Source organism: Hymenobacter sp. YIM 151500-1, assembly GCF_025979885.1.
GTDB lineage: Bacteria > Bacteroidota > Bacteroidia > Cytophagales > Hymenobacteraceae > Hymenobacter.
On record NZ_CP110139.1, the window covers coordinates 968506 to 995012 of the forward strand.

General features: G+C 64.1%; 16 protein-coding genes. 5 read left to right on the top strand and 11 right to left on the bottom strand.

All coding sequences use genetic code 11. From position 1 onward, the window contains the following. Positions 1 to 50: 50 nt before the first annotated feature. Positions 51 to 2351, bottom strand: coding sequence for an efflux RND transporter permease subunit (locus OIS53_RS03935; RefSeq protein ID WP_264681090.1), 2301 nt, complete (start codon positions 2349 to 2351; stop codon positions 51 to 53). A gap of 214 nt (positions 2352 to 2565) precedes the next feature. Between OIS53_RS03935 and OIS53_RS03940 the strand changes: the two genes are divergently transcribed. Together OIS53_RS03940 and OIS53_RS03945 are read left to right on the top strand one after the other, a co-directional pair. Further along, a complete protein-coding gene (locus tag OIS53_RS03940) occupies positions 2566 to 2793 on the top strand; it encodes a hypothetical protein (RefSeq protein ID WP_264681091.1) in 228 nt (75 codons plus the stop codon). Between the two features lie 106 nt (positions 2794 to 2899). Continuing rightward, positions 2900 to 4018, top strand: a complete 1119-nt coding sequence (locus OIS53_RS03945) for a type I restriction endonuclease (protein ID WP_264681092.1) — start codon at positions 2900 to 2902, stop codon at positions 4016 to 4018. 231 nt (positions 4019 to 4249) lie between these two features. Here the strand turns inward: OIS53_RS03945 and OIS53_RS03950 are convergent, their stop codons facing one another. The 7 genes from OIS53_RS03950 to OIS53_RS03980 all read right to left on the bottom strand — a co-directional run bounded on the left by OIS53_RS03950 (position 4250) and on the right by OIS53_RS03980 (position 18734). Beyond that, positions 4250 to 5407, bottom strand: a complete 1158-nt coding sequence (locus tag OIS53_RS03950; RefSeq protein ID WP_264681093.1) for a T9SS type A sorting domain-containing protein — start codon at positions 5405 to 5407, stop codon at positions 4250 to 4252. A 102-nt stretch (positions 5408 to 5509) separates the two neighbouring features. Further along, the gene (locus tag OIS53_RS03955; protein WP_264681094.1) at positions 5510 to 9763 is read right to left on the bottom strand and encodes an alpha-amylase family glycosyl hydrolase; all 4254 of its coding nucleotides are present in this window, start codon (positions 9761 to 9763) and stop codon (positions 5510 to 5512) included. 394 nt (positions 9764 to 10157) lie between these two features. Next, positions 10158 to 11531, bottom strand: coding sequence for an alpha-amylase family glycosyl hydrolase (locus OIS53_RS03960; RefSeq protein ID WP_264681095.1), 1374 nt, complete (start codon positions 11529 to 11531; stop codon positions 10158 to 10160). A 215-nt stretch (positions 11532 to 11746) separates the two neighbouring features. After that, on the bottom strand, positions 11747 to 13348 hold the full coding sequence (locus tag OIS53_RS03965) for a RagB/SusD family nutrient uptake outer membrane protein (protein ID WP_264681096.1): 1602 nt from the start codon (positions 13346 to 13348) through the stop codon (positions 11747 to 11749). A 13-nt stretch (positions 13349 to 13361) separates the two neighbouring features. Then, the gene (locus tag OIS53_RS03970; protein WP_264681097.1) at positions 13362 to 16706 is read right to left on the bottom strand and encodes a TonB-dependent receptor; all 3345 of its coding nucleotides are present in this window, start codon (positions 16704 to 16706) and stop codon (positions 13362 to 13364) included. Positions 16707 to 16854: 148 nt separating this feature from the next. Beyond that, positions 16855 to 17982: a FecR family protein gene (locus OIS53_RS03975; RefSeq protein WP_264681098.1), complete on the bottom strand. Its 1128-nt coding sequence runs from the start codon at positions 17980 to 17982 to the stop codon at positions 16855 to 16857. A 158-nt stretch (positions 17983 to 18140) separates the two neighbouring features. Further along, positions 18141 to 18734, bottom strand: coding sequence for an RNA polymerase sigma factor (locus tag OIS53_RS03980; RefSeq protein ID WP_264681099.1), 594 nt, complete (start codon positions 18732 to 18734; stop codon positions 18141 to 18143). 444 nt (positions 18735 to 19178) lie between these two features. Between OIS53_RS03980 and OIS53_RS03985 the strand changes: the two genes are divergently transcribed. Then, positions 19179 to 19973: a thymidylate synthase gene (locus OIS53_RS03985; RefSeq protein WP_264681100.1), complete on the top strand. Its 795-nt coding sequence runs from the start codon at positions 19179 to 19181 to the stop codon at positions 19971 to 19973. A 216-nt stretch (positions 19974 to 20189) separates the two neighbouring features. On the opposite strand, the gene OIS53_RS03990 is transcribed toward OIS53_RS03985, so the two are convergent. From OIS53_RS03990 to OIS53_RS04000, 3 genes are all read right to left on the bottom strand, one after another. Further along, positions 20190 to 21005, bottom strand: a complete 816-nt coding sequence (locus tag OIS53_RS03990; protein ID WP_264681101.1) for an aminotransferase class IV — start codon at positions 21003 to 21005, stop codon at positions 20190 to 20192. A 125-nt stretch (positions 21006 to 21130) separates the two neighbouring features. Continuing rightward, entirely contained in the window at positions 21131 to 22255 is a 1125-nt protein-coding gene (gene dprA, locus OIS53_RS03995; protein WP_264681102.1) for a DNA-processing protein DprA, read from the bottom strand. A gap of 221 nt (positions 22256 to 22476) precedes the next feature. Further along, positions 22477 to 22830 (bottom strand): MerR family transcriptional regulator, encoded by a 354-nt coding sequence (locus tag OIS53_RS04000; RefSeq protein ID WP_264681103.1) that lies wholly within the window; start codon positions 22828 to 22830, stop codon positions 22477 to 22479. A gap of 256 nt (positions 22831 to 23086) precedes the next feature. Between OIS53_RS04000 and alaS the strand changes: the two genes are divergently transcribed. Both alaS and OIS53_RS04010 read left to right on the top strand, forming a co-directional pair. After that, positions 23087 to 25732 (top strand): alanine--tRNA ligase, encoded by a 2646-nt coding sequence (gene alaS, locus OIS53_RS04005; RefSeq protein WP_264681104.1) that lies wholly within the window; start codon positions 23087 to 23089, stop codon positions 25730 to 25732. A gap of 75 nt (positions 25733 to 25807) precedes the next feature. Continuing rightward, positions 25808 to 26461: an LIC11966 family surface protein gene (locus OIS53_RS04010; protein WP_264681105.1), complete on the top strand. Its 654-nt coding sequence runs from the start codon at positions 25808 to 25810 to the stop codon at positions 26459 to 26461. Positions 26462 to 26507: the final 46 nt, after the last annotated feature.

The following is a 26507-nucleotide window of genomic DNA, read 5'->3' on the forward strand; positions in this document are numbered from 1 at the left end:
TGGTTCGCAGTGTTCAGGCGTCAGCACACTGCGAACCACTGCGAGAAATCCTATCCACCCAGCGCCGGCACCGGCTGCCGGATTTCCGCGGGCTTGTGGCGGTAAAACCACAGAATCAGAATCGGCAGCAAGGTCAGCTCGGCCACCACCCCGAACAGCAAGGTCAGGCCGATGAGCAGCCCCACGTAGAAGGTGCCGTCGAAGGAGGAAAAAATCAGCGTCGAAAACCCGCCCACCAGAATCAACGACGTCACAATCACCGCTTTGCCGGCCATGAGGTAGGTTTTGCGCACGGCCCGAAACAAGCTGGGCTCCTCCAGCAAGGTCAGCTTGAGCTTGCTGATAAAGTGAATCGTGTCGTCCACGGCAATGCCGAAGGCAATGGTGAAGATGATGCTGGTGCTGACTTTCATGTGCACGCCGGCCGCGCCCATCACGCCGGCCACAATCAGGATGGGCACCAGGTTGGGCACCAGCACCACCAGGGTCATGCGCAGGCTCCGAAACAGGGCCAGCACGATGAGCGTCACCATCACAATGTCGATGCTCATGCCCGTAATCATGTTACGGGTGAGCGTGGCGTTGTTTTTATCAATGAGGTTGGCCGAGCCCGTGAGCCGGGTCTGGAGCACCTGGGGGTTGATTTCGGCCTGCAAAAACCTCCGTAATCCAGCATTAAGCCGCTCGGCCCGGACGGAGCCCACGTCGGGCATGCGGCCAGTGAGGCGGCCCCGGCTACCGTCGGGCAGGGCCAGGGGCCGAAACTCCGGCCGCTGCCGAAACAGCTTCACCTTGCGCAGCAGGCGTTGCAGCTCGGCCTGGGAGCCGGGCAGGCGGTACTCTTCTAGCAGGCCCCCATTCAGGGCCTTGCGCACCGACTTGACGAGCGTAACCGGCGAGGCCACGAAGTTCAGGCCGTAGGTGCGCCGGAGGTAGTTTTCAATCTGCTCGGTTTGGCGCAGCACCTCCAGGTCGTAGATGGTGTGGCCGGGGGCCGGTTGCAGGTTCAGCTCGAAGGGCCGCACGCCGGCAAACTGTCGCTCAAAAAACGCAAAGTCCAGCTTCACGGGGTCGTCTTTCGACAGGTCGTCCAGCAGAGCCGAGTTGATGCGGATGCGCGAGGCCGAGGCCACCGACGCCACCAGCACCACGGCGCTGATGCCCACCACCCAGTGCCGCCGCGCCAGCACCACCCGAAACAGGCGGCCCAGCACCCCGTCCCAGCTGTGGCCCTGCCGGCGCGGCACCCGCAGCTGCGGCCTGCGCAGCAGCACCAGCATGGCCGGCAGCAGCGTGAAGCTGAGCACAAACGTGAGCAGCACCGAGATGCCCGTAAACAGCCCGAAGTTGTAGATGGGCCGGATGGTGCTGGTCATCAGGGTGAAAAACCCGATGCTGGTGGTCAGGGCCGACAGCCCCGAGCCGAAGGCCGATTCCCTGAGGGCTACCAGCAGGGCCGCCCGCTTGCCCGCCCCGTAGCCCAGCTCCGTAACGTAGCGCGTGATGATGTGAATGGTGTCGGACATGCCCACCACGAACAGCATCACCGGCAGCAGGGCCGTCATCAGGTCGATGCTCACCCCGCAGGCGCCCATCAGCCCCAGCCCCCACACAATGGCGCCCAGCACCACCACCAGCGGCAGCACCACGCCCCACCACGTCCGAAACGTCAGCCACAGCAGGCCCGTCACCAGCACCACCGACAAGCTCATGAACACCACCAGCTCCCGTTGCAGCCGATCCACGAACACCGACTGGGCCACCAGCTTGCCGGCCAGGTGGTAGCTGGCTTCCGCAAAGCCCTGGCGCTGCAATTCCTGGCGTACGGCCGCCAGCAGGGAATCGCCGGGGGGCTTGCTCAGGTTAGGCGCGGTCTGAAAGAGGATGGTGACGGCGCGGGCGTCCCGCGAAATCAAATTGCCCACCAGCCCCGGCGTGCGGTACACCAAGGCCGAGTCCTGGGCCCGGCGCTGGGGCTCCTGCGGGTGCAGGTAGGGAATGTTGAACACGCCCAGCCCTTCCACCACGGGGTTCGAGGCAGTGGTAGGCGAGGTGACGCTGACCACGTGCCGCCGCCCCCCGATAAAGCGGGTGAGCGAGTCGAGGCGCGTGAGGAAGCCGGGCTCAAATACGGTGCGTCCCTCGGGAGCTTCCAGGCCCAGCAGCACGTAGTCGTTGTCGTTGCCGAACTGCTCGGAGTACGTCAGGTAGTAGTCCAGGTCCGGGTCGCCGGCGGGGTAAAAGTCGTTGAAATTGTAGTTGAAGCGCAGCTGGGCCGCGAAAAACAGCGCCAGGCCCGTAACCAGGCCCAGCGCCACCAGCAGGGTATAACTAAGTCGGCGAAGGGGCATTGAGAGCAAATGTGGCGCAAGCTTAACGGCGTTTTCCTCCTGTTCAGCTTGCGCCGTACCGGAGCCAAACGAAAAATCAGCCCGCAACGGACTGTTCCCGGTCCAGCCTATCCGGTAATTGAAGTATCTTAGACGCGGCCGGCGAAGCTGCCGACGCAGCCAGCCAACCATTGCTTTCGTCCTTTTGTTTCCACTTCCTTGCTCACGCTGTCAAATGAAAAACGCCCTGCTCGCCCTCGCCCTGTTCTCTTTCGTGGGTACTGCCGCCGCCCACGACGGCCACACCGCCGGTAAAGCCAAGAAAGGCAAAAAGGCCGCCGCCAAAACCGAAGCCCACTGCGGCAAAGGCATGGCCGGCACGCCCTTGTGCTGCCAGAAGAAAAGCACGAAAACCGCCGCCGTAACGCCAGCGCCGGCTGCTGAGCCGGTGAAGTCGTTGTAGGGTAGTTGCTGCTCACCGAGAAAAAGCCACTCTTTATCGAGTGGTTTTTTTGTTTCTACCCCTTGAAAATACCTTGATAGCCATATACCAACCTTACTTCTACCGTATGGAGCTTATTGACCAGCTTACCAATTTGGCGTCGAGGGCGCAAAAGCAAATCTTCCACATTCAAACAGAGGAGGCCACAAAGAATGCGCTGGTAATGCCATTCATCAACGCACTGGGCTACAATGTGTTTGACCCCACGGAAGTCGTACCAGAATTTGTCTGCGACATTGGCACGAAGAAAGGTGAGAAAATAGATTATGCCATTGTCCGGGACGGAAAGCCAATTATTCTCATTGAATGCAAGCATGTGGGCGGCGACTTGCATATCAACCACGCCAGCCAGCTGTTCCGCTATTTCCACGTGACGGAAGCCCGAATAGCGGTGCTCACCAATGGCGTTACGTACCGGCTGTTCACCGACCTGGAGCAACCGAACAAGATGGATGAGCGGCCCTTCATGGAATTTGACCTATTCAACTTCCAAGAAAATGATGTGGCCGAAATCAAGAAGCTTAGCAAAGCCTCCTTCAACATAGAAGACATGCTATTTGCCGCGTACAATTTGAAGTACATGCGGGCTTTTAAAAAGTATTTCGACGAGCAGTATACCCAACCTTCTACTGACTTCACGCACTTTATATCGAAACAGATTTACGACGGCGTGCTTACTCCTAAACTTAAGGAGCAATTCAGCATCTTGGTGCACCGAGCGTTTCACCAGTTTTTGAACGATAAGATTACCATGCGCCTGCGCTCAGCGATGGTCGACACCAACAGCCAGGCATTACTGGTAGCGGATTTGCCCGCTGCACCAGCCGCCGAAGCTGCTTCTGTAGCTGCTGAAGCAAGTACTTCCGATAAAGGAATTGAAACTACCGTAGAGGAAACCGAAGGCTTTATGATTGTGCGGGCTATTCTGCGCAAAACCGTAGCCGTTAATCGAGTTGTCATGCGCGACGTGCAGTCGTACTGCGGTATTCTGCTGGATGACAACAACCGTAAGCCGATCTGCCGACTTCACTTCAATGGCAGCAAAAAGTTTGTGACGCTGTTTGATGTGGAAGGCGGTGAGCGGGTTGATATAGCTTCTTTGGATGATTTGTATGGCATGGCTTCACGTATTCGCGCCGCAGTACAACGGCACGAAGCAAAGCCGGTGGAAGCAGCCAGCAACTAATCAGCCACTATTTGCAGAGAAAAAGCCGCCCAGTCAGGGCGGCTTTTTTGTGTTTTCAGGCTTCCTCCAGGTCCGGCGTTGCGGCCAGCCGTTACGCTCCGGTCCGGGCGCGTTGCTCATGGGCCACTGGGAAGCGGCTGAAGCCTGTCTCACCACTTCCCAGATGCGGCTTGTATACCAAGCTGTTACCCAACAACGCTGGTGCCGGTCGGCCTTGCCGCTGCGCTGGGGCTAGCGGGTAGTGGCCAAACGGCGGGTAGCCGTTTTGGTGCCGACCTGTACCTGCACCAGGTAGGCGCCCGCGGCAAGGTCGGTGGCGGGCAGGGCGAGGGTGTGGAAGCCGGCGCGCTGCGTAACGGCGTTAAGCAGGGTGCGCACGGGGCGGCCCAGCAGGTCGGTTACGCGTACCGTTACGGGCTGAGCCGAGCCGGCCACCTGGTAGGCAAGGGTGGTTTCGCCCTGAGCCGGGTTCGGAAATACGCTCAGGGCCACCACGGCGTCGTCGGCGCGGCGGCTGCTGAGCACCACCACGTTCAGCGTGGCCGACTGCGTGCCGGCCAGGGCGGTAAAGTCGGGCTTGAAACCGAGGTTGGTGTTCCCGTTGCCAGGAATTTCCGGTATCACGTCCGACGACCAGAAAGCGTCGCCGCTCACCTGCGCCGCCATCAGCCGCACCACCGAGGCCCCCGACGGCAAGCCCAGTGCGGCGCGGTCAAACTCTATTTCCAGAGCGTAGGAGCCGGCCCCGCCGCCGTTGGCGTTGCCGGGGTTGGTGGTGATGTCGCCGGTGGGAGCCAGGTAGGCCAGGCGCGTGCCCGCAAACAGGGCGTACGCGCCGGTGGTTTCGGTGGCCGGCAGGGTGCTCACGCTGCCGTCGGGCAAGATGCCCGCCCCGCCGGTCAGCGACTTGGCCTGGGCCGTGGTGGCGTTGGGGTAGATGGCGGCCTGCACGTCGCCCTGCCCCGTCACGGCAAAGGCCGCGTCGGCTTCCAGCTCCAGCTTCGTGCCCCCGATGCCCTGCGTGGCGCTGAACGTGCCGAACACCGTTGCCGGGCCGGGCACGTCGGGCAGGGCCGTGCCCACGGGCACGCCGGCGCGGCCCGGCAAATCCAGGTACAGCTGGAAGTTGTTGCCGGTGCCCTGCACGGTGCCGGCCAGCGCCACGTAGAGCTTGGTGCCGGTGTTGGCGCCGTACAGGCGCAGCAGGCCCCAGTTGCCGAAGCCCATGTTGCCGACGTGCGGCGTGGTAAAGGCGCCCAGCGACACGTAGCGCCCCGCGCCGGCCGCCCCGATTTCGTTGGCGTTGACGATGCCGTCCAGCGTAATCTGGGCCTGGGCCGCAACGGCGAAAAGCGTACCGGCCGCGGCGAGAGTAAAGAATTTGTGCATGGCGAAAAGGGGGTAGAAGTGAGGTGAAAAGAAAGCAGGACAAGCCCACCAGCCCGGAGCCGCAACGGCTGTAGCCCCTCGCAGCTCCGGGTGGGGGCGGGGTTACTCGATGACCACTTTGGCGGTGTAGGTGGCGGCCCCGGCCGTGACGCTGAGCAGGTACAGCCCGCGCGGCAAGCCGGCCACGTCGAGTGTGGCTTGGCCGGCGCGCAAGGTGGTGTGGCGCTGCCGCACCAGCCGGCCCTGCGCGTCGTAGAGCTGCGCTTGCGCGGCCGCAGCGCCACCGCCGGGCACCAGCAGGGCCAGCTCGCCGGCGCTAACCGGGTTGGGGGACACGGCCAGCTGGCCGGTGGCCGCCGCGGCTGTACCCGGCGCCGGGCGGTTGCCGCTCACGGCTTGCAGGGTCCAGTGGCCGCTGTAGAAGCTGGCATCCACGGTTCCGCACTGGGCAAAGCCGGTCTGGTTTTCGACGTGCACGTAGGTGCCCTTCCACACGTTGCGCAGGCGGGTGTAGCCGGCGTAGGGCTCCAGGGTCCACTGCCCGCTGGTGAAGTAGTCGGGCACGGCGCTGCTTTCCACATAGCTCAGCTGCCCTTCCACGTTCAGGTAGCGGCCCGAGGCCACGTTCTTGATGCGCTGGTTGCCGCCCACGCTTTCCAGCGTCCACTGGTAGGCCGCGCCGCTGGGCGCGGCGGCGTACTTCACCTGCTGGTTGTCGTCGTAGAGGTAGGTGCCTTTCCAGCGGTTGATAAGGTAGAAGGCCGCCGGGCCGCTGGGCGCCGCCGCCACCGTTACCTGCACCTGGTCGGTGGCCGACAGCGCCCCGTCGCTGACCGCCACTTGGAAGACGTAGGTGCTGCCACTAGCCAAGCCGCTCACCGTGGGTGTGGCGCTGGTAGGGCTGCTGAAGGTCACGGCCGGGCCGCTCACGTTGCTCCAGGTGTAGCTCAGCGCGCTGCCTTCGGGGTCGGAGGAGCCGGTGGCCGTCAGGGTAGCGGCCGTGGTGCCGGCGGGCAGGTTCTGGTCGGGGCCGGCGCTGGCGGTGGGCGCCTGGTTGCCGCCGGCCAGCGTGCCAAAGGCTTGCAGCTCGTAGATGCTGTAGCCGTAGGGCTGCGACTTGTGGGTGCAGTAAATGGCCAGGTAGCGGCCCGTCAGGTTCACGGCCTGGTCGTCGAGGCGGGCCTGGTTGGGCCGGCCGGTGAGGCTAACCTTGGCCCAAGCCGGGTTGGTGGGGTCGGGCGTGAGGTTGCTGGCCGAAGCCATGATAAAGTAGGCGTCGGCGTTGGCGTTTTCCCACGACACCCGCACCCGGCTCAGGGCGTAGGTGGCCCCCAAATCCACCTTGATCCACTCCACCTGGTTGGCATTAGCCGAAGGCGCCGTCGACCAGCGGCTGGCGAAGGAGTTGTCCACGCCATCCACGGCCAGGTTAGGCGTGTAGGTGGTGCCGCTGAAGGTTTCGCTGCTGGAAGCCGTAGCCGGCTTGTTGAGCGCCAGGTTGGGCAAGGCCAGCGCCAGGCTGCCGGTGAGGGCCGGGCTGCTGCCGTTGGCGTTAACAGCTTCCACCCAGAAAGTGTACGTGGTCTGGCTGCTCAGGCCCCCGGCCGTGTAGCTGGTAGCATTGGCCGCCGTGGTGAAGTTGGGCGTGGCCGGCTTGGGGCTGCCCGCCACCGCCCAATACACGCGGTAGCCGGTTTCGCGGGCGGAGTTGTCGGTCCAGGTCAGCGTGGCCGCAGTCGGGCTGGCCTGGCTCAGCGCAAGGCCGGTTGGCGCCTTGGGCAGGTCCGTGACGGTGGCCGTGAAGGTGCGGCTGGTGGTGTTGGCGCCGCCATTGGCCGTGCCGCCGTTGTCGGTGACGGCCACCGTCACGGCCGAGGTGCCGGCGGCCAGCGGCGTGAGCGTGAGCGTGCCGGTGGCGTTGCAGGAGGTGTAAGCCACGGCCGGGGCGCCCAGCACCGCGGCGTTGGTCCGGGTGGCCGCCACGCTTACCGCCTGCGAGCAGAAGTTGCCGTCCGAAATGCCGGTCAGCGCCACGGTTTTGGCGCCGTCTTCCAGGTTGAAGGTTTGGTTGGCAATGGCGTCGAGGGTGGGGGCGACGTTGGGGCCGGCCGGGCCGGTGTTGAGCTTGAGCACGTAGAAGCCGTTGGCCGGAATCGAGGCCACTGGCACCCAGTTCGAGATATTGCCGCCCGATACCGTGACGCCGTTCACCGGCTGGGCCGGGTTGAGCAGGTTGGTGAGTGAGTAGGTGCCGCCCGGAATGCCCGTGCCGCTCACCGACAGGGCCACATTGTTTTGCGCCGCCGCGGCCAGGTTCAGCACCACCACCGTTACCTCCGAGCCGTAGGTGCGCAGGAAGGCGTACACGCCGTTCGAGCTGGTGTTCACGGTTTTGTAGCCGCCGCGCCGCAACGACGCCTCGGCTTTGCGCACCGCAATCAGCTGCTTGTACAAACTCAGAAACGACCCGGCCACGCCCTGCTGGCTTTGCACGTTGTACGTGCTGTAGTCGCTGCCCAAAGCAATCCAGGGGCTGCCCGTCGTAAAGCCTGCGTTAGCCGAGGTGTTCCACTGCATGGGCGAACGGGCGCTGCCAGAGTTGATGCCCACCTCCTCGCCGTAGTAAACGAAGGGCACTCCGGGGGCGGTGAGCAGCCAGGCGGCGGCCAGCTTGGCCTTGGCGTCCTGGTTGTTGGCCAGCCGCGACTTCAGGCGCAGCGCATAGTAGGACTTGTCGATGTACAAGTCGTGGTTCGAGATGAACGTACCGAACTGCAGAAAAGGGTAGTAGCTCATCGATTCTTCCACCGGGGTTTGCAGCAGGCTCTTGTTTTCGCTGTTAAGCGCGTGCTGTACGCCGTAGGCAATGTCGAACTGGAAGCCGATGTCGAACCCCTGGTACACGTACTTGGAGGCTTCAAGGACGGTGGAAGGCGCGGGGCCGTCGGTCGGGTCGAAAAGCCAGGTTTCGCCCACCGAAAAGGCGTTGGGGTTGGCGGCCTTGAGGTGGTTGCGCCACTCGCGCCAGTAGGCGTAGGTGGCCGGCAGGCTGCGCTGGTCGCTGATGTCGCCGGCGTCGCCCCGCTCGAAGAGGAACATGGGCGCGTCGAGCCGGAAACCGTCCACGCCCCGGCCCAGCCAATAGCTGCTTACGTCCTTAATGGTGTTGCGCACGGAGCGGTTGTAGAAGTTTAGGTCCGGCGTCTTTGGCACGTATTTGCCCCAATAATGATTGAAATTGGCGTTGCTGTGGGCAATGGTGTTGTCGCGCCAGGCCGACTTGTTGGGCGGTAGAGTCGGCCGCCACACGTAGTAGTCGTCGTACTTGCCGCCCGCGCCCCGCGCCGCGCTCTGAAACCACGGGTGCTCGTCGGAGGTGTGGTTGAACACCATGTCCATAATCACCTTCATACCGCGGGCGTGGGCAGCGGCCACAAACTGGTCGAAATCAGCCTGCGTGCCGATTTCGCCGATGATGCTTTTGTAGTCTTTCACCTGGTAGCCGCCAAACCACGGCTCCGAGGCGTCGTGCACCGGCATGATGTAGAGCGCCGTTACGCCCAGGTCGGACGTGGTAGTGGCGTTGCCGTCGTTGAGGTAGTCCAGCTTCTGGGTTATGCCGGCCAGGTCGCCGATGCCGTTGCCGTTGGTGTCGAAAAAGCTGCGCGGGTAAATCTGGTAAAACACCGCGTCGTTCCACCAGCCCAGGGCCGCATCCACGGTGGTCACCGTCACGGTGAGCGTGCGGGCCGTGGTGCTGCCGCTGGCGTTGGTGGCGGTCAGGCCCACGGTGTACGTGCCCGGCGCGCTCCAGGTAGCCGTGGGGTTTTGCGCCGACGACGTGGCCGGGTTGCCGCCCTGAAACGTCCAGCTCCAGCTCGTGGCCGCGCCGCCTTCCGAGTCGTCGTGGAAGCGCACCACCTCGCCGGGAATGGCTTTGGTGGTGGACGCGAAAAACCTGGCGTACGGGTAGGGCGGGAGTTGGTCGTTCCACCAGTCTTGCAGCACGTTGGCGGCCGAGGTGGGCTGCACCACGTAGCGGCGCGCGGCCACGGTTTCGTTCACGGTGGTGGTGCCCCGCGTGATGCGGAAGTTGTAGGTGAGGAGTGCGTCGGCCGCCAGGCCCGTAGCCGTACCGGAGTACACATTGTCGCCGTCCGGGTCGCTGAGTGCTATACCCGCGCTGGAAAAGCTGCCCACAACCCGCACCGCGTCAGTGCCGGCCGTGAACTGGCCCTGACGGATGCGGTACTGCAAATTCACGCTGAACGTGACGTCGGCAGCCCGCGCGCCGAGCCCGGTCAGGCCCAGCAGCGCCAGCAGGCTCCAGCAGACTTTCAAGAATGGTTTTCTCATGGAATGGTGGGGATTTTGGGTGAGGAAAGGAGGTTCGGTGAAGAGCTTGGAAAACGGCAAGAGCGTAGCCGTCCAACCTTTTGCAAGGCCGTGGAAAGGGTTATGGTAGCTGTGGGAAATGCGCTTTGCTTGCCCTAAGCGAAAGAGAAAGAATCAGCTAAGCAGCGACGAGAAAAGGCGGGCGTTGAGGGGTTAAGTGCTGTTGGATGATGGTGCGTCTGTGGACCCCGCCTCAACCCCCGCCGCTTAATGCTCGGAATCCTCCGGGGAGGGGCTCTGGTTTTTTAGCGGTAAGCCGTTAGCTTGTTTGAATAGGCTTGCCGCTTGAAGCTTGTGGCTTGCAGCTGCTAGCCAGAGCCCCGCTCCATTTGGGGAGAGGCCGGGGGTGAGGCTGTTAATTTTTCCACACCACGTAGCCGTAGGCCGGCAGCGTGAGCGAGGCGGTGGCGGGCACGGCCTGGCCACTGAGGGCGTCAACCCACGCGGTGCTTTGCCAGGCGGCGGGCAGGGTGAGGGTAGTGGCCTGGCTGCGCACGTTCACCAGCACCGCCACGCGCTGCTGGGCGTTGGCCCGCAGCACGCTCACAATGCCCGGCGCCACGGGGGGCGTGCTAACGGTGCCCGTGCGCAGGGCGGGCAGCTCGTTGTGGGCTTTGAGCAGGCGGCGGTAGAAGCGGGTGGTGGCCGGGCTGTATTCCCAGCGGATGGTTTGCTTCTCGAACAGGCTTAGCCGGGCCGGGTCGCCGGCTTCCTGGCCGTTGTACACCAGCGGGGTAGCGCCGTAGGCCAGCGTCGCCACGAAAGCCGCCTGCGCCGCCGCGGCCGAGCCGTACCACTCGGGCGGGGTGCCGTCGGTAAACGAAAAGTCGTGGTTGGTGGTGAAGCGCAGGCGGTAGCGGCCCAGGGGGGCGTTTTGCAGCTCGCGCGCGTGGGTGGTGCCCAGCAGGCTGGCGTCGGCGTTTTGCCGAAACACCTGCGCCAGCGCCGGGTAAAACTCCCAGCCGTAAATCAGGTGGGCGCCCGAGGCGTAGTGCGACGGGCTGCCGCCTTCGGCCAGCCAAAACAGGTTGGGCCGCACCCGGTTCAGCGAGTCCAGCGCTTCTTTCCAGAAGGAGTCGGGCACCATGTCGGCCGCGTCGAGGCGGAACCCATCCACGCCGTGGCGCTGCACCCAGAAGCGCATGGCCCGGATCATCTCCCGGCGCAGGGCGGGCTGGCTGTAGTTGAGGTCGGCCACGTCCTGCCAGGCCGGCAGCGGCGACTGAATGGTGCCGCTGGCGTCGCGGGTGTACCAGTCGGGGTGCTGGGTTATCCAGGCGTGGTCCCAACTGGTATGGTTGGCCACCCAGTCTAGCACTACCACCAAGCCGCGCTGGTGAGCAGCGGCCACCAGCCGGTCGAAAGCCGCCAAGTCGCCCAGGTCGGGGTGGGGGGCCGTGTAGTCGCGCACGGAGTAGGGGGAACCTTTGGAGCCCACGCGCCGCAGCTGCCCAATCGGGTGGATGGGCATGAGCCAGAGCACGTTGCAGCCCAGGCTTTTAATGGAATCGAGCCGCGGAATCAGGCCCTCGAACGTGCCCGCCGCGCTGGCGGCGCGCACAAACGCCTCGTACACCACCGCCTCCGATGCCGCCACCGCCGGGCCCGCCGAGGCGGGCGGCGGCGTGGGGCGCGCCTCGTCTTTTCCGCAGCCCGCGCCGGCCAGTAGCACCAGCAGCAAGCCACTCCGCAGCCGTCGGGTAATCAGGTGTCCTAAGAGAAAATTCATTGGAAAATGTTGAATGGTGTAGCCCTGCCCGCTGAAGTGGAGCCAGGCATTCTGCCAAAATCCGTCAGCTCCTCAGACCGGGCCTACTGAAATACTGTACACGCCTCGGTGCAGCGGCACTGAGCCCCGCTTAGGCCCGGCACCTCCTCCCATCACCTGTCTCACTTCTCACTTCTCACCTCTCACCTCTCACCTCTCACCTCTCACCTCTAATCTCAATACCCCGGATTCTGGCGCAGCGTGGGGTTGGCCACGAGGTCGGTGGAGGGGATGGGGTAGAGGTTGAGGGTGAGAGCCACGCCTTGGCCGGCGCGCACGTTGCCTTTCCAGGGCCACAGGTAGCTGCCGCTCGTGAAGCGGCCGAAGCGCACGAGGTCGGTGCGGCGGTGGGCTTCCCAGTACAGCTCCCGCGCCCGTTCGGCCAGCACAAAGTCCAGCGTGAGGTCGGCCGCTCTGATGGTGCCGGTGGCGTTGCCGTAGGCGCGCTGCCGCAGCTCGTTCACGTAGCCCAGGGCCGTGGCGGCGTTGCCGCCGCTGCCCCCGCGCAGCACGGCTTCGGCGTACATCAGGTACACGTCGGCCAGCCGAAACAGCGGAAAGTCGGTGTCGACGAAGGTGCCGGTGGGGTCGGCGCCGCGCGCGCCGGTGCTGGTCAGGTTGCGGTACTTGGTCACGGCGTAGCCGTCGGTGAAGGCAATCAGGTCGTTGGTTTCCAGGTTCTGGCCGGCGGTGAAAAACATGGCCCGCCGGTCGAGGCTGCCGTTTGCGGCCGGAAACAGCAGGGGCAGATTTTTGCGGCTGCGGTTGCCGGCCCAGCCGCTGTTCACCCCAAACCCCGACGACAACATGCGCCCGCCCACGGCCGCGTGCACCAGGTAGGTGGTGCCCCCGTAGCCCTGCGCGCGCAGCCCGTCGCAGGCAATGGGAAAAATAATTTCCGAGGCCGCCGTGGCGTGGTTGTCGGCCAGAAACAGCAGCCGGTATTCGGGCACCAGGCGGTAGCCGGCCCCCAGCAGCTTGTTGCAGTAGGTGAGGCAGTCGGTGTAGCGGGCCGTGCCGGTATACACTTCGGCGTTCAGGTAGAGCTTGGCCAGCAGCATCCAGGCGGCTCCCTGGTCGGCGCGGGCGTAGCCGCGCTGGCGCGGGGCGGCCAGCGCGTTTTCAATGGCTTGCAGCTCGCTTTCGAGGTAGCCAAACAACTCGGCGCGCGCAATCTGCCGGGGCAGGTTTTTGCTGGGCGCGTCGGCCTCGGTCACAAACGGCACGTTGCCGAACAAATCCAGGGCGTGGTAGTAGGCCAGGGCGCGCAGAAACCGCGCCTCGGCCCGGTACAGGCGGGCATTTACGGCATCTTGCCCCGTGATGCCGCGGCGGCTGAGCTTGTCGTCGGAGGTTTCGCGGATAAACTCGTTGCACAGCGCCACCTCGTAGTACACCCGGTTGTACATCAGCCGCACGTAGTCGTTGGCGGAGGTCCAGGTAAGCTTGTTCAGGTCCTGAATCGAGCCGTCGTTCCAGGCCACGGCGGCTTCGTCGGTGGGCAGCTGCTGCACCTTCCAGTAGGCGCGCAAGTACGACGAGGCGCCCTCATCAGCCCCCGACACGTCGGGGGAGCCGGTAGTGGTTTGGCCCGACAGGTTGAGGCCGGCGTAGAGCTTGGCCAGCACCTGCACGTAGTTGGCCGGGTCGCGGTACACCGATTCGGTGTTCAGGTCGTAGGCCGGGGAGCGGTCCAGGTCGTTGACGCAGGCGGCCGCGGGGCCCAGCAGCACGGCGGCCAGCAGCACGCGCAGGCCGCGAAAGGAGAGGTTCTTCATGGCAAGCCAGCGGTTAGAAGCCCAGGTTGAGGCCCAGCGTCAGGGTGCGGGGCAAGGGGTAGAAGTTGTTGTCGATGCCGTTGAACAGCTCCGGATTCAGGCCCGAGTACTGACTGAGCACCAGTACGTTCTGCGCGGCCAGCGAGAGGCGCAGGCTGGTCGACTGGTGCACCAGGCTGCCGAAGTCGTAGCCCAGCGTCACGTTTTCAAGCCGCACAAACGAGGCTTTTTCCAGGTAGTAGTCCGAGAAGTACTGCGGGGCCCGAAACTGCGTCTCGTAGATGTTGGGCACGGCCCCGTAGAGGAACGGCTGGGCCGGAAACGTGCCGTTGTAGGTGGCCCGGTTGGAGTTGATGTTGTTGTAGACGTAGTTGCCCAGGTTGGCGCGCGTCGTAAACGCCAGGCTCAGCTTGCGGTAAGCCAGCGTGGAGCTGAAGCCCAGAAACGCCTTCGGGGCCGGCGACTCGCGCCGGTAAAAGTCCCGCTCGTTGATCAGGCCGTCGCCGTTCAGGTCTTCGTACTGGCCCTCCAGCGGCCGGCCGTTTTCGTACTTCTGCCGGAGCACGTAAAACGAGTTGGCCGGAAAGCCCACCGAGTTGATTTGAATCGTGTTGCCGGAGCCGCCCGAAATGCCGCCCACCTGCGCCCCCACGTACGACGGGTCGTCCACCAGCGTAAGCTTGGTGATTTTGTTGCGGTTCATGGTCGCGTTGAAGTTCACCGACCAGTCCAGCACGTTGGTGCGCATGGCCTGGAAGTTGAGCGCCAGCTCTACGCCGCGGTTTTCCAGGTCCCCGATGTTGGTCACGAGCCGGTCGGTGAGGTTGGAGCCGGCCGCCACCGGAATCACGGCCAGCAAGTCGCGGGTTTGGCGGTAGTACACGTCCACCGAGCCGGTAAGGCGGTTGTCGAGCAGGCCGAAGTCGAGGCCGGCGTTGTAGGTGGTGGTTTCCTCCCACTTCAGGTTGGCGTCGTAGCCGGCCGGGCGCAGCGTGAAGTAGTAGGCATTGCCGAACTGCTGCTGCACTGAGCTGGCCCCGCGGCTGTAGCGGGCCAGGTAGGGGTAGTCGGTGCCGGCCGCCGCGTAAATGTCCTGCTGCCCCGTGATGCCGTAGCTTGCGCGCAGCTTCAGGTCCGACACCCCCTCGGCGTCGGCCAGAAACGCCTCCTGCCCCAGCCGCCACGCCACCGACACGGCCGGGAACCAGCCCCAGCGGTTGGCCCGGCTGAAGTGCGACGACCCGTCGCGGCGCAGCGTGGCCGTGAGCAGGTACTTGTCGCGCAGGGCGTAGTTGAGGCGGCCGTAGAACGAGAGCAGCGTGTTTTGGGTCTGAAACGGGTTGGGCAGCTGCGCCGTGGTGTCGAGGCGGGTGCCGGCGGCCGTCAGGCTGAAGTAGGCCGGTTCAAACCGCTGAAAGTCCTGGTACGAATAGCCGCCCAGCACCTCCATGCGGCTGCGCAGGCCGGGCAGCTCCTTGGTGTAGTTGAGGTAGGTTTCAAGCAGCTTGTTGTCTTTCTCCTGGCGGTAGCGGTTGCTGAGCCCCTGCGTGTCGAAAGCCAGGCTCGACCAAGCCGGAATAAAGATGGTGCCCGCGCTGCGCGACACGTCGTAGCCCAGGTTGAGGTTGGCGCGCAGGACCGGGAAGAAGGGCAGCTTGTAATCGAGCTGCACGTTGCCGATGCTGCGCTTCACGGTGCTCCGGTCGCGCTTCTGCTCCAGCAGGGCCACCGGGTTGCGAAACGCCAGCCGGTTGGGCAAGCCGTTGGCCGGGTCCAGCCATTCGAAGTAGCCGCCAAACTGGTCGGAGCCGCTGCGCAGGGGCTGGCTGGAAGGAAACCCGGCCGCGGCGCCAATGGCGCCCTGGTCGGCAAAGCGGCTGTCCACCCAGGTGCCCTTCAGGTTCAGGTCGATGCGCAGGTGGTCGTTGAGCAGCCGCGGCGACACGCCAAACGAGCCGGTATAGCGCCGGATATTGCCGGTGCGCAGCGTGCCATCCTGATTCAGATAGCCCACCGAGGTCCGAAAAGGCACTTTCCGGGCCACGCTGCCCGTCAGGCTCAGGGTGTTGTCGGTGGCCCAGGCGGTTTGGTAGATGGCGTCCTGCCAGTCGGTGTTGGCCGAGCCCACCAGCGCGCGGCGGTCGGCCGGAATGAGGCCGCCGGCAATGGCCTGGTCCACCAGCGCGCGGTACTCGTCGCCGCTGAGCACGTCCAGCTTGTTGGCATTGCGCGAGCGGGACACCTGCGTGGTAAAGTTTATGCGCAGCTTCTCCCCGGCCAGGCCCTTTTTGGTGGTGATGAGAATAACGCCGTTGGAAGCCCTGGAGCCGTAAATGGCCGTGGCCGAGGCGTCTTTCAGCACCGTGAAGCTCTCGATGTCGTTGGGGTTGATGAGGGCCAGCGGGCTGCCCGTGCCATTGATGCCCTGGTTGTCCACGGGCACGCCGTCGATGACGATAAGCGGGTCGTTGTTGGCGTTCAGCGACGAGCCCCCGCGGATGCGGATAACGCCCACTTCGCCGGGCGCCCCGCCCCCGGCCGTAATCTGCACCCCGGCCACCTTGCCCTGAATAAGCCGCTCGGGGTTGGTGACCTGGCCCTGCACAAAGTCGCGGGCCGTGACGGTGGCAATGGCGCCGGTCACGTCCTGGCGGCGCGTGGTGCCGTAGCCCACCACCACGGCTTCGTTGAGCAGGGTGGTGCTTTCCTGAAGGGTGGTGTTGAGGACGGCGTTTTGCCCCTGCTGGCTGGTAAACGGCAGCCGCACCGTGGTGTAGCCCACAAACGATACTACCAGCGTGTGCGGGCCCGGCGGCACCCCCGCAATGCTATACGTGCCGTCGGCGGAGGTGGCACTGCCCAGGGTAGTGCCCTCCACCAGCACGGTTACGCCGGGCAGGCCCGCGCCCGTCGGGTCGGTTATCCGCCCGCTCACCGTGCCGTCGGCCGCGGGTGGGCGGGCGGCGGCGCCGGTGCCGGAGGGCAGGCTGCCGCTGGCCACCGCCCGACTGATAACCACCTGGCCTTGCAGCACTTCGTAGCGCAGGTTCAGGGGCGTGAGCAGGCGGCTGAGCACCACATCGAGGCGCTGCTGCCGCACTTGCAGGCTCACGCGCTGCCGGGGGTCAATCACGCGGGAGCTGTACACAAACTTTACCTCGGCCAGCTGGCCGATGCGTTGCAGGGCGGTTTGCAGCTCTTCGTTGCTGAGCCGCACGCTGATGGAGCGGGTAAGCACCTCCTGGCCTGGGCCAGCCGGGCGGGCCAGGGCACCGGCCGGGCCGGCCAGCAGCGCCACCACGCCCAGCCATAGGGCGGGCCGCCCCAGCCGCAGCCGGCGGGGTAGATTTTTAGCCATACTTTTGGGGGAATTTGAGAAGTTGGATAGGCGCCACCGTCTGGCCGGACGGTGCGGCGCGTACAGGGCCGGTGGAGGTGCGAACTTCACTGGCCTTTTGCGTACAGTGGGGCGAGGGTCAGGTCATAGGCGGCAGGGAAAAAGGTGGTTACTGGCAGCCGTGGCCGGTCACGACAATCTGCGCATCCAGCACTTCGTAGTTGGCCTGCACGGCTTTGCAAATCAGGTTGAGCTTCTCAAACAGCGGCTCGTCGCGGAGCGAGGCCGTGAGCGGGCAGTTGCCCAGCGCGGCTTCGTCGTACACGATATCCACGCCGTAGGCCTGCTCCAGCTGGCTGAACACCTGGCGAATGGGCGTTTCGGCGTACTCAAACGCGGGCATGTGCCGGGCGCCGGGCTGCAAGGCGGGCTGCGGCACCAGCGTGCGCAGCAGCTTGCGGTCGGCGAGGCGGAAGGTGGCTTGCTGGTTGGGCACCAGCACAAAGCCTTCCAGCTTGCGCGTGCGGGCGTGCAGGGAGGCCGCGCGGCTGGCCCGCGGGTACACCGACACGCGCCCGGTGGTGACGGTCACCGTCACGCGGGGCGCTTCGGGCTGGGCCTGCACCTCGAAGCTGGTGCCCAGCACCTTCGTAACCAGGTGGGCCGTGTGCACAAAGAAGGGCCGGCCCGGATTTTTGGCGACTTCAAAGAAAGCGGCGCCTTGCAGGTACACCGGCCGGGTGCTCCCGGCCAGGCCGGCCGGAAATGCCAGCCGGCTCTGCGGGCGCAGGAGCACCGAGCTGCCATCGGGCAGGCGCACGAGCTGCCCGGAGGCCTTGTCGTTCCGGATTTCGCGCCACGGGCCGCTGCGCCGGGCGTGGGCCAGCATTTCTTCGTAGGTGGCGCCAGGGCCGGCTGGGCGGAGCGCCTGCCACAGCTGCCAGCCGCCCAGCAGCGCCACCAGCAGCGCCGCCGCCGCGGCCCAGTACCACACCGGCCGGCGGGTCATTTGAGTGGGGCGTTCTTCGGGAGCCGGCGGCGGCGCCAGCTGGGCGAAGATGCGCTGCTTAAGGGCTATTTTCTCGTCGGCGGCCAGCCGCGGCTGGGGCAGCTGGTGCAGGGCCAGCAGCAGCTGCCGCGCCGCTTCCACTTCTTCGCGCCGAAACGGATAGGTAGCCAGCCAATCTTGCCAAAACGCCTCAGTGTCGGCGTCGGGCGTGAGCACCCACCGCACGAACCACTCGTCCTGGGCGAAATCTTCAACAGAATACTGGAGGTAGTCGGGGAAGGCGGGCATCGGGCAGCGGCCCCCGCCTGCGGCCGATGTGCCGGCAGACCAGAGGCCTTGTACCAGCTAAGAGCACGGCACCCCGGTTTTCTACCACGCCGCGCCGCACTTTTTTTGCAAAAGACCGGCTACGACAACCTGGTGGGCTCGAAAAGGTGCTGCGCTTACTACAGTAGTAGCCACGACAGGGTGCTTAGCAGCAGAGAGTTACGTAGCTTTTGCAGCGCCCGGTACAGCAGGTTCGATACCGTTTGCTCGCGCACGTGCAGCAGCTCGGCAATTTCCCGAATCTTGAAGTTGCTGAAGTACTTCAGGTTGATAATCTCCTTTTCGCGGCCCGACAGCGCCTCCAGCGACACGCCGAGCCGCACGGCCAGCCGCTGCTCGTCTTCGGCCGCCACCAGCCGCTGCTCCGCCGACGGCTCACTCTGCTCGTCGTCGGCGCGCACCACGCGCATAACGGGCGCCGCACCACGGGCTTTCAGCAGTTCGCGGCGCAAACTGCCGTACAAGTAAAACTTCACCGACACATCCGCCGCCAGCGTTTCGCGCCTAGCCCACAGGTGCACAAACACCGTTTGGATGGCGTCTTTCACCGCTTCCTCGTCGCGCACGATGTGGTGGCCGTAGGCGAACAGCTGTTGGGCGTACCGGTCGAAAAGTGTGCCCAGGGCCTCCTGCTGCCCCGCCCGAAACGCCTGCCACAGCGCCAGGTCCTCGGCGTGGCGTTGCTCGTGGTGGGAAGGGGCAGGAGTGTACACAGAGGCAGCAAAAAAGTGTTTAGCGGACGGGCCGTAACGGAGCAGTGCGTTAAAATTAGCAAAATAGTCCTAACGTTCAAGTAGCCCGAAAAGGCTCGTCCGCCCCACACCGACAAGACGCTTCTTGGGCTTGCAAAGCCTACCATCTCATAGCCATTTGTTGACGCCTGGCCTGTGAGGTGTACTGTGTCCACTATCGAAAAGCCAGCAATTCAGCAAAACGCACCGCCGATAAGCCGGTTCGGCCAAGCCGATATGTGGCGGTTTGGTATACACCTAATCTGGATTCAACTGCTGTAGAAGCATTCTCAACGAACAGCGTTGTGCTTAGCAATGAGGCCAGCCCGACTGGGGGGCTTTTCTTATTTTCGGGCCCTGTCCCAGCCCAGCGCAAGCTCAACCGAAGTAAACCGAAGGTAAGCTTGCGCCACATTCCGCCTTCCTATGCGTCAGTATCACAGCCTCCTGCAACACATTCTCGACCACGGCACCCGCAAAACCGACCGGACGGGCACCGGCACGCTGTCGGTGTTTGGGTATCAGATGCGGTTCGATTTGCAGGAGGGCTTTCCGCTGGTGACGACCAAGAAGGTGCACCTGAAAAGTATTATTCACGAGCTGCTGTGGTTTCTGCGCGGCGACACCAGCAACACCTCCCTGGAAGAGGTGGGCGTGACCATCTGGCGGGAGTGGGCCGACGAGAATGGCGAGCTGGGCCCCATCTATGGCAAGCAGTGGCGCAGCTGGCAAACCCCCGACGACCAGAGCATCGACCAGCTGGCCCAGATGGTGCACCTGCTGCGCACCCAGCCCGATTCGCGACGCATGGTAGTGAGTGCCTGGAATGTGGCCGACCTGCCGCAGATGCGCCTGACGCCCTGCCACGCCCTGTTTCAGTTTTACGTGGCCGAGAACCGCCTGAGCTGCCAGCTCTACCAGCGCTCCGCCGACGTATTTTTGGGCGTGCCGTTCAACATTGCTTCTTACGCCCTGCTCACACTCATGATGGCCCAGGTGGTAGGCCTGGAGCCCGGCGAGTTCATCTGGACCGGCGGCGACACCCACCTCTACCTCAACCACCTAGAGCAAGCCCGCCTTCAGCTCACCCGCGAGCCGCGCCCCTTGCCCCAGATGCACCTCAACCCCGCGGTCAAGGACCTGTTCAGCTTTCAGTACGAGGACTTTCGCCTCGAAAACTACGACCCCTGGCCCGCCATTAAGGCACCGGTGGCCGTCTGAACCACGGATTCGGGCGAAGTGCTACTAGCCTCCGACTTTTCCGACCCCGGCACTAAACCGGCCGACTTGGAAGCGGCCCGTAATGCTATGATTCAGTAGGCTAGACTGGTAGTGCGGGGCCTGCGCTTCGTACCCGCCGCTACTGCCACGCAGGAACTGCTGACCATCACCTACCACATAGAGTAACGTCCGGTTTATCGGACTAGCATTGACCAGTTACCCTTGCGCATCCCACCGCCGCAGCTGCTCCAGCAGCGGGTGCTTTACATCGAATACCTGCTCTTCCACCTGCCGCACGGCCCGAATACCGGCCACGTTGGCGGTAAATACGGCTTCGGCGGCCAGCAGCTCAGCCGGCTCGGCCAGCACCTCCTGGACAGACAGGCCACGCTGCCGGGCGGCGGCCAGCAGATGGGCCCGCCGCACACCCGCTACGCAGCCGGTGGCTAGGCTAGGAGTGAACAATTCACCATTGCGCAGCCAAAACACGGCCGCTGCCACCGCTTCAGCCACGTGGCCGACGGTACTGAGCAGCAGTAGCTCATCGAGGCCGCGGCGCTGCCGCTCCCGGGCGGCCAGCACGTAGGTCAGCGCCTGCGGACCCTTGCAGAACGACACAGAAGAAAGCTGCATCCGCACCGTTTCGGCGAAGCCGGCGGTGGCTACGGGCGCGTTCTGCGGAGTGAACGGCCGGGCGGTAGCCAGCCATTCGGAGGCATTGGTTTCCGGGGTGTAGAGGCCAGCGCCGCCCCGCCACAGTTGTATCCGTAGGCGCGTGGGGTTACCATCAACAGGGAGCAGGGCGACTAGTGTGTTTTCCAGGCTTTCCGCCGAGGATAGGGTAGGAGGCAGGTCAAGGTTCAGCGCGGTGGCAGCCCGTTGCATCCGCGCCGCGTGCAGTTCCCGGTAGCGCAAACCACCATCAGCCCACACCAGCGTCTCAAAGAAACCGTCATTAAAGAACAACCCGCGGTTGGGCAGGGGCAGAGCGAAATCAGTGTCGGGCAGCAGGCGGCCGTTGTAGAGGAGCATAAAGATGAATGTAACGCGAAGATGTACTTCGCGAGGCGTCCATGCCGTGTGCGTTTTTCATACAACATCGTTCTGCTGCTTCGCGAAGTACAGCTTCGCGTTACATTTCGCAGCGGTCAAAACCGCTACACCAGCACGAACCGCTTGCCAGGCAGGGCCTTTACCACGCCCCGAAACTCCAGGCCCAGCAGCAGGGTGGCTACCTGGTGCACGGGCAGCTGGGTTTTCCAGGCCAAGTTGTCCATGTGCTCTTCCTTGGTGGCTTGCAGCACACTCAGCACACCAAATTCCTCGGGCGTGAAATCATCGGGGTCGAAAACGGTGGGGCCTTTGAACTTGCCGTTGAGGTGGAGAGCGGCGTCCCAGTTCAGCAGCTGCTCCAAGTCGCGGGGTTCGGAGTAGAGGGCGGCTTTGTTGGCTTTAATCAGCTCGTGGCAGCCCTCGGAGGCCGCCGAGCCCAGCGAGCCGGGCACGGCCAGCACGTCCCGGTCGTAGCCCTGGGCCAGGTCGGCGGTGATGAGGGCGCCGCCTTTCTTAGCCGCTTCCACTACCACGGTGCCATCGGCGAGGCCGGCAATGATGCGGTTGCGGGCGGGAAAGTTGTACTTGTCGGGCTGGGTGCCGAAGGGAAATTCTGTGAGCAGGCCGCCCTGAGTCAGCATTTTCTCGGCGGTTTTGCGGTGGGCGGCGGGGTAGATAACGTCGAGGCCGGTGGCCATGACGCCCACTGTCTCCAGGCCTTCCTGCAAGGCGGCGCGGTGGGCCGCAATATCGATGCCGTAGGCCAGGCCGCTCACCACCAGGGGGCGGTGCGAAACAAGGCCGCGCACCAGCCGCTCGGTTTGCTCCCGGCCGTAGTCGGTGGCCTGGCGGGTGCCCACCAGAGCCACGGTTTTGGGGTGGTTGAGGTCGGCCGTGCCCTGGTAGTAGAGCAGCACCGGCGCATCGGGCAGCTGCTTGAGCCGCGCCGGGAACTGCTTACTGGTGTAAAATAAGAGCTGCACCCCGTCTTTCTCGGCCTTACGCAGCGTGTCCTCGGCCCGCTTCAGGGCCGCGGTGCGCTCCGGCCCCGTGAGCACCGCCACCGTAGCCGGCCCCACGCCCGGAATCTTGCGCAGCTTGCCCGGCGGCAGATGCAGTACGTTCCGGGCTGAGCCCCCATAGCTCATCAGCTGCCGCGTCAGCTGCGGCCCGATGCCGGGGAATAACGTAAGGGCGACTTCGTGGAGGAGGGTATCAGTGTCGGGCATGTGGTGGACCTCACCCCCTAGCCCCCTCTCCAAAAGAGAGGGGGAACTAGTTTTTAGCTTTCTAGAGCTAGAAAATCTAACGGGTGATGAGGTATAAGAAGGTAAGTTGGAAACTACTTTTTAGAACTAGAGCCCCCTCTCTTTTTTCGGAGAGGGGGTTGGGGGTGAGGCAGCTGGAAGGCTAGTCCCCTCTCTTTTGGAGAGGGGGCTAGGGAGTGAGGTCAGCCTCTTCCCAGCACCTCCAGCTCCTTTTTCATATCCACCAGAAACTTGCGCACCTTTTCCAGGCTTTGAATCACGTCGATTTTTTCCTTGAGCTGGGGGCCTTTCTGCTTGAGCATGTCGCGGGCGCCGGGGATGGTATAGCCGCGCTCCTTCACCAGGTGGTAGATGGTGCGGAAGATGTCGATGTCCTGGGGCGTGTAGAGGCGGTTGCCCTTCTTGCTTTTGCGCGGGCGCAGCTCCTCAAACTCCGTCTCCCAGAACCGAATCAGCGACGGGGCCACGTTGAACTGGGCCGCCACCTCACCGATGGTGAAATACTGCTTTTCGATGTCGCGCTCTTTGTAGGGCATACGTAGGGGCGCGTCGCACGCGCCCGGTTTGGTAGGGTATCATGGCCTCCGCAACAGATGAAGCAGGCTACGACGTAGGCTGCGTTCCATCTTCGGGTTGAAGTGGCTACTTTTGCCGAAATGACTTCTGCCAGGCCGCTGCGGTGGTGTCGGAGGTCGAAAAGTAACTAAAAACCCGGCTTCGGCCAATTTACCGTTAGCGTCCGGGCGCGTCCGGTGCCGTTGGGGCGGCGGGCGCGTGCAACGCGCCCCTACTATGCTCCCTACCGCCTCCCACGTCCGCCAGCAATTCCTGGATTTCTTTGCTTCCAAAGGCCACCACATCGTGCCCTCGGCCCCGCTCGTGGTCAAAGACGACCCCACGCTGCTGTTCATCAACTCGGGCATGGCCCCGTTCAAGGATTACTTTCTCGGCAATAAGCCCGCCCCTCACCAGCGCGTGGCCGACACCCAGAAGTGCCTGCGCGTGAGCGGCAAGCACAACGACCTGGAAGAGGTAGGCTACGACACCTACCACCACACCCTGTTCGAGATGCTGGGCAACTGGTCGTTTGGTGACTACTTCAAAACCGAAGCCATTGCCTGGGCCTGGGAGCTGCTCACCGAAGTCTACCAGTTGCCCAAAGACCGCCTCTACGTCACCTACTTCGAGGGCGACGCGGGCGACGGCCTGGGCGCCGACACCGAGACCCAGCAGCTGTGGCGGCAGTACACCTCCGACGACCGAATCTTGCCCGGCAATAAGAAGGACAACTTCTGGGAGATGGGCGACACGGGCCCCTGCGGCCCCTGCACCGAAATCCACATCGACCTGCGCGACGAGGCCGAGGTGGCCGCCACGCCCGGCCGCGAGCTGGTGAATGCCGACCACCCGCAGGTGGTCGAAATCTGGAACAACGTGTTCATGGAGTTCCAGCGCCTGGCCGACAAGAGCCTCATCAAGCTGCCCCAGCAGCACGTCGACACGGGCATGGGCTTCGAGCGCCTGATGATGGCCGTGTCGGGGGTGAAGTCGAACTACGACACCGACGTGTTCCAGCCCCTGATTCGGTTTATCTCGGAGGCGGCCGGCGTAGCTTACACCGGGGGCATGGAGAAAACGGACATTGCCATGCGGGTGCTGGCCGACCACGTGCGCGCCATTGCCTTTACCATTGCCGATGGGCAGCTGCCCTCCAACGTGAAGGCCGGCTACGTGATTCGCCGCATCCTGCGCCGGGCCGTGCGCTACCAGTTCTCGAGCCTGGGCTTCAAGCAGCCCTTCCTGTACACGCTGGTGCCCGTGCTGGCCGACCAGATGCGCGCCATCTTCCCCGAGCTGAAGCAGCAGCAGCAGTTCGTGCAGCGCGTCATCGAAGAAGAAGAAATCAGCTTCCTGAAAACCCTGGAAAACGGCCTGCGCCGCCTCGAAAGCCTGGAAGAAAGCTTCCGCCAGAACGGAGGCCGCATCGACGGCAAAACCGCCTTCGAGCTGAGCGACACCTTCGGTTTCCCCCTGGACCTCACGGCCCTGATTGCTCGCGAAAAGGGTCTTTCGGTGGACGCAGAGGGCTTCCAGCAGGAGCTGGAGCAGCAGAAAAACCGCTCCCGTAACGCCCAGGAAGCCGAGCAGAGCGACTGGGTGACGGTGCACGATGCCGAGGAGCAGCCGCAGTTTGTGGGCTACGACCAGGAGCAGGCCCCGGCCCGCATCCTGCGCTACCGCCGCACCGACCGCAAAGGCAAAACCGAGTACCAGGTGGTGCTCGACCAAACCCCGTTCTACGCCGAGTCGGGCGGACAGGTGGGCGACACGGGCTACCTGGAATCGGACCTGAGCAAGGTGCGGGTGCTGGACACCAAAAAGGAAAATGACCTCATCGTGCACACCGTGCTGGACCTGCCCCAGGATCTGGACGCCGAGTTTACGGCCCGCTACGACGCGGCCCGCAAAGACCAGATCCGGCGCAACCACACGGCCACGCACTTGTTGCAAGCCGCCCTGCGCGAGGTGGTGGGCCCGCACGTGCAGCAGAAAGGCTCCTTGGTGAATGAAAAGCTGCTGCGCTTCGACTTCAGCCACTTCACCAAAGTAACCGACGACCAGCTGCGGCAGGTGGAAACCCTGGTGAACCAGAAAATCCGCCAGCAGATTCCGCTGGATGAGCGCCGCAACGTGCCCATCGACGAGGCCAAGAGCCTGGGCGCCACGGCCTTGTTTGGGGAGAAGTACGGCGACTTCGTGCGCGTCATCACCTTCGACCCCGGCTTCTCGGTGGAGCTGTGCGGGGGCACCCACGTGCGCACCACCGGCGACATTGGCTTCTTCAAAATCACGAGTGAAAGTGCCGTGGGCGCCGGCGTCCGCCGCATCGAGGCCGTAACGGCCGAGGCCGCCGAAGCCTACGTCAACCAGCAGCTCGACCTGTTGCAGCAGGTGCGCGAGGCCCTCGGAAACCCCCAGCACCTTATTCCCAGCATCGAGAAGCAGAGCGAGGAAATGGCCGGCCTGCGCAAGCAGATCGAGCAGTTTGCCCAGCAGAGCATCAACCAGCAGAAAGAGCAGCTGGCCGTCCAGGTAAAACCCCTGCACGGTGTAAACTTCCTGGCCGCCCAGGTGCAGGCCGCCTCCGCCGACGCCCTCAAAAAGCTGGCCTACGACCTGCGCCAAACCGTGCCCAACCTGGTAGCCGTACTCGGCGCCGACATCGACGGCAAGCCCCAACTGGCCGTGATGCTGGACGACGAGTTGGCTAAAGCCGGCAAGCTCAACGCTACCACCCTGGTGCGCGAGCTGGCTAAGGAAATCCAGGGTGGGGGCGGCGGCCAGCCCTTCTTCGCCACGGCCGGGGGTAAGAATGCTGCCGGCCTCAGCGCCGCCATCGGCCGGGCCGAGGCGCTGGTAGGGCAGGGGCTGGGGTAGTCAGTTGAAGTTTCCGGCGTAACGCTGCAATGCTGCCTGGCTGTAGCCACCGAGGCCCTGTATCAGCTGCTGAAGGTGTACTCCGAAGACTACAAGGCCGTGGACTTGCTGGCGGCCACGCGCACGGCCACCGTCGAGAACATGGAGCAGTACTTCAAGCTCCAGGAAATTGCCGAAGCCAAGCTGCAAGTCGTCAACGACTCGGTGGACGCGGCCCAGCAGCGGTTTGCCCGGCGCCACGGCATGACCCTCTCGGAAGACCCCGAAGGCAAGCGCCTGGCCCAGTACATGCGGCAGGTATCGGAGGTGAATAGCTACCTGCACAAGGTGTACCTGGCCCAGTTCCGCACCGAAAAAGCCACTGCCCGCCTCACCGACGCCCTCACGGCCCAGGACCAGGCCGCGTTTGAAGTCGCCCGCCTCCAGCTCATCGAAGATGCTCAAAAGGCCACCGCCGAGCTGGCCGCCCTGCCGGCTTTTCGCGGCAAGGACGCCCGTTACCGCGACGCGGCCCGCAACCTGGTGAAGTTCTACGCCTCCTTTGCCGCCGACCAGGCCGCCCAGATGAAGCCGCTGATGGAACGCAAAAACGGGCTCACCAAGGCCGAAGCCGACCGGATGAACGGCTTCATCAACGTGTACAATACCCAGAACCAGAAGCTGAGCCAGGCCTTCAACCAGGCCGCCAACGCCTTGCAGGCCACCTACATTCCGGTGTTCAACGACTGAGTGGGCTAGGGCGCGTTTACAATTAGAGCCACGTCAGTGCCCGGCT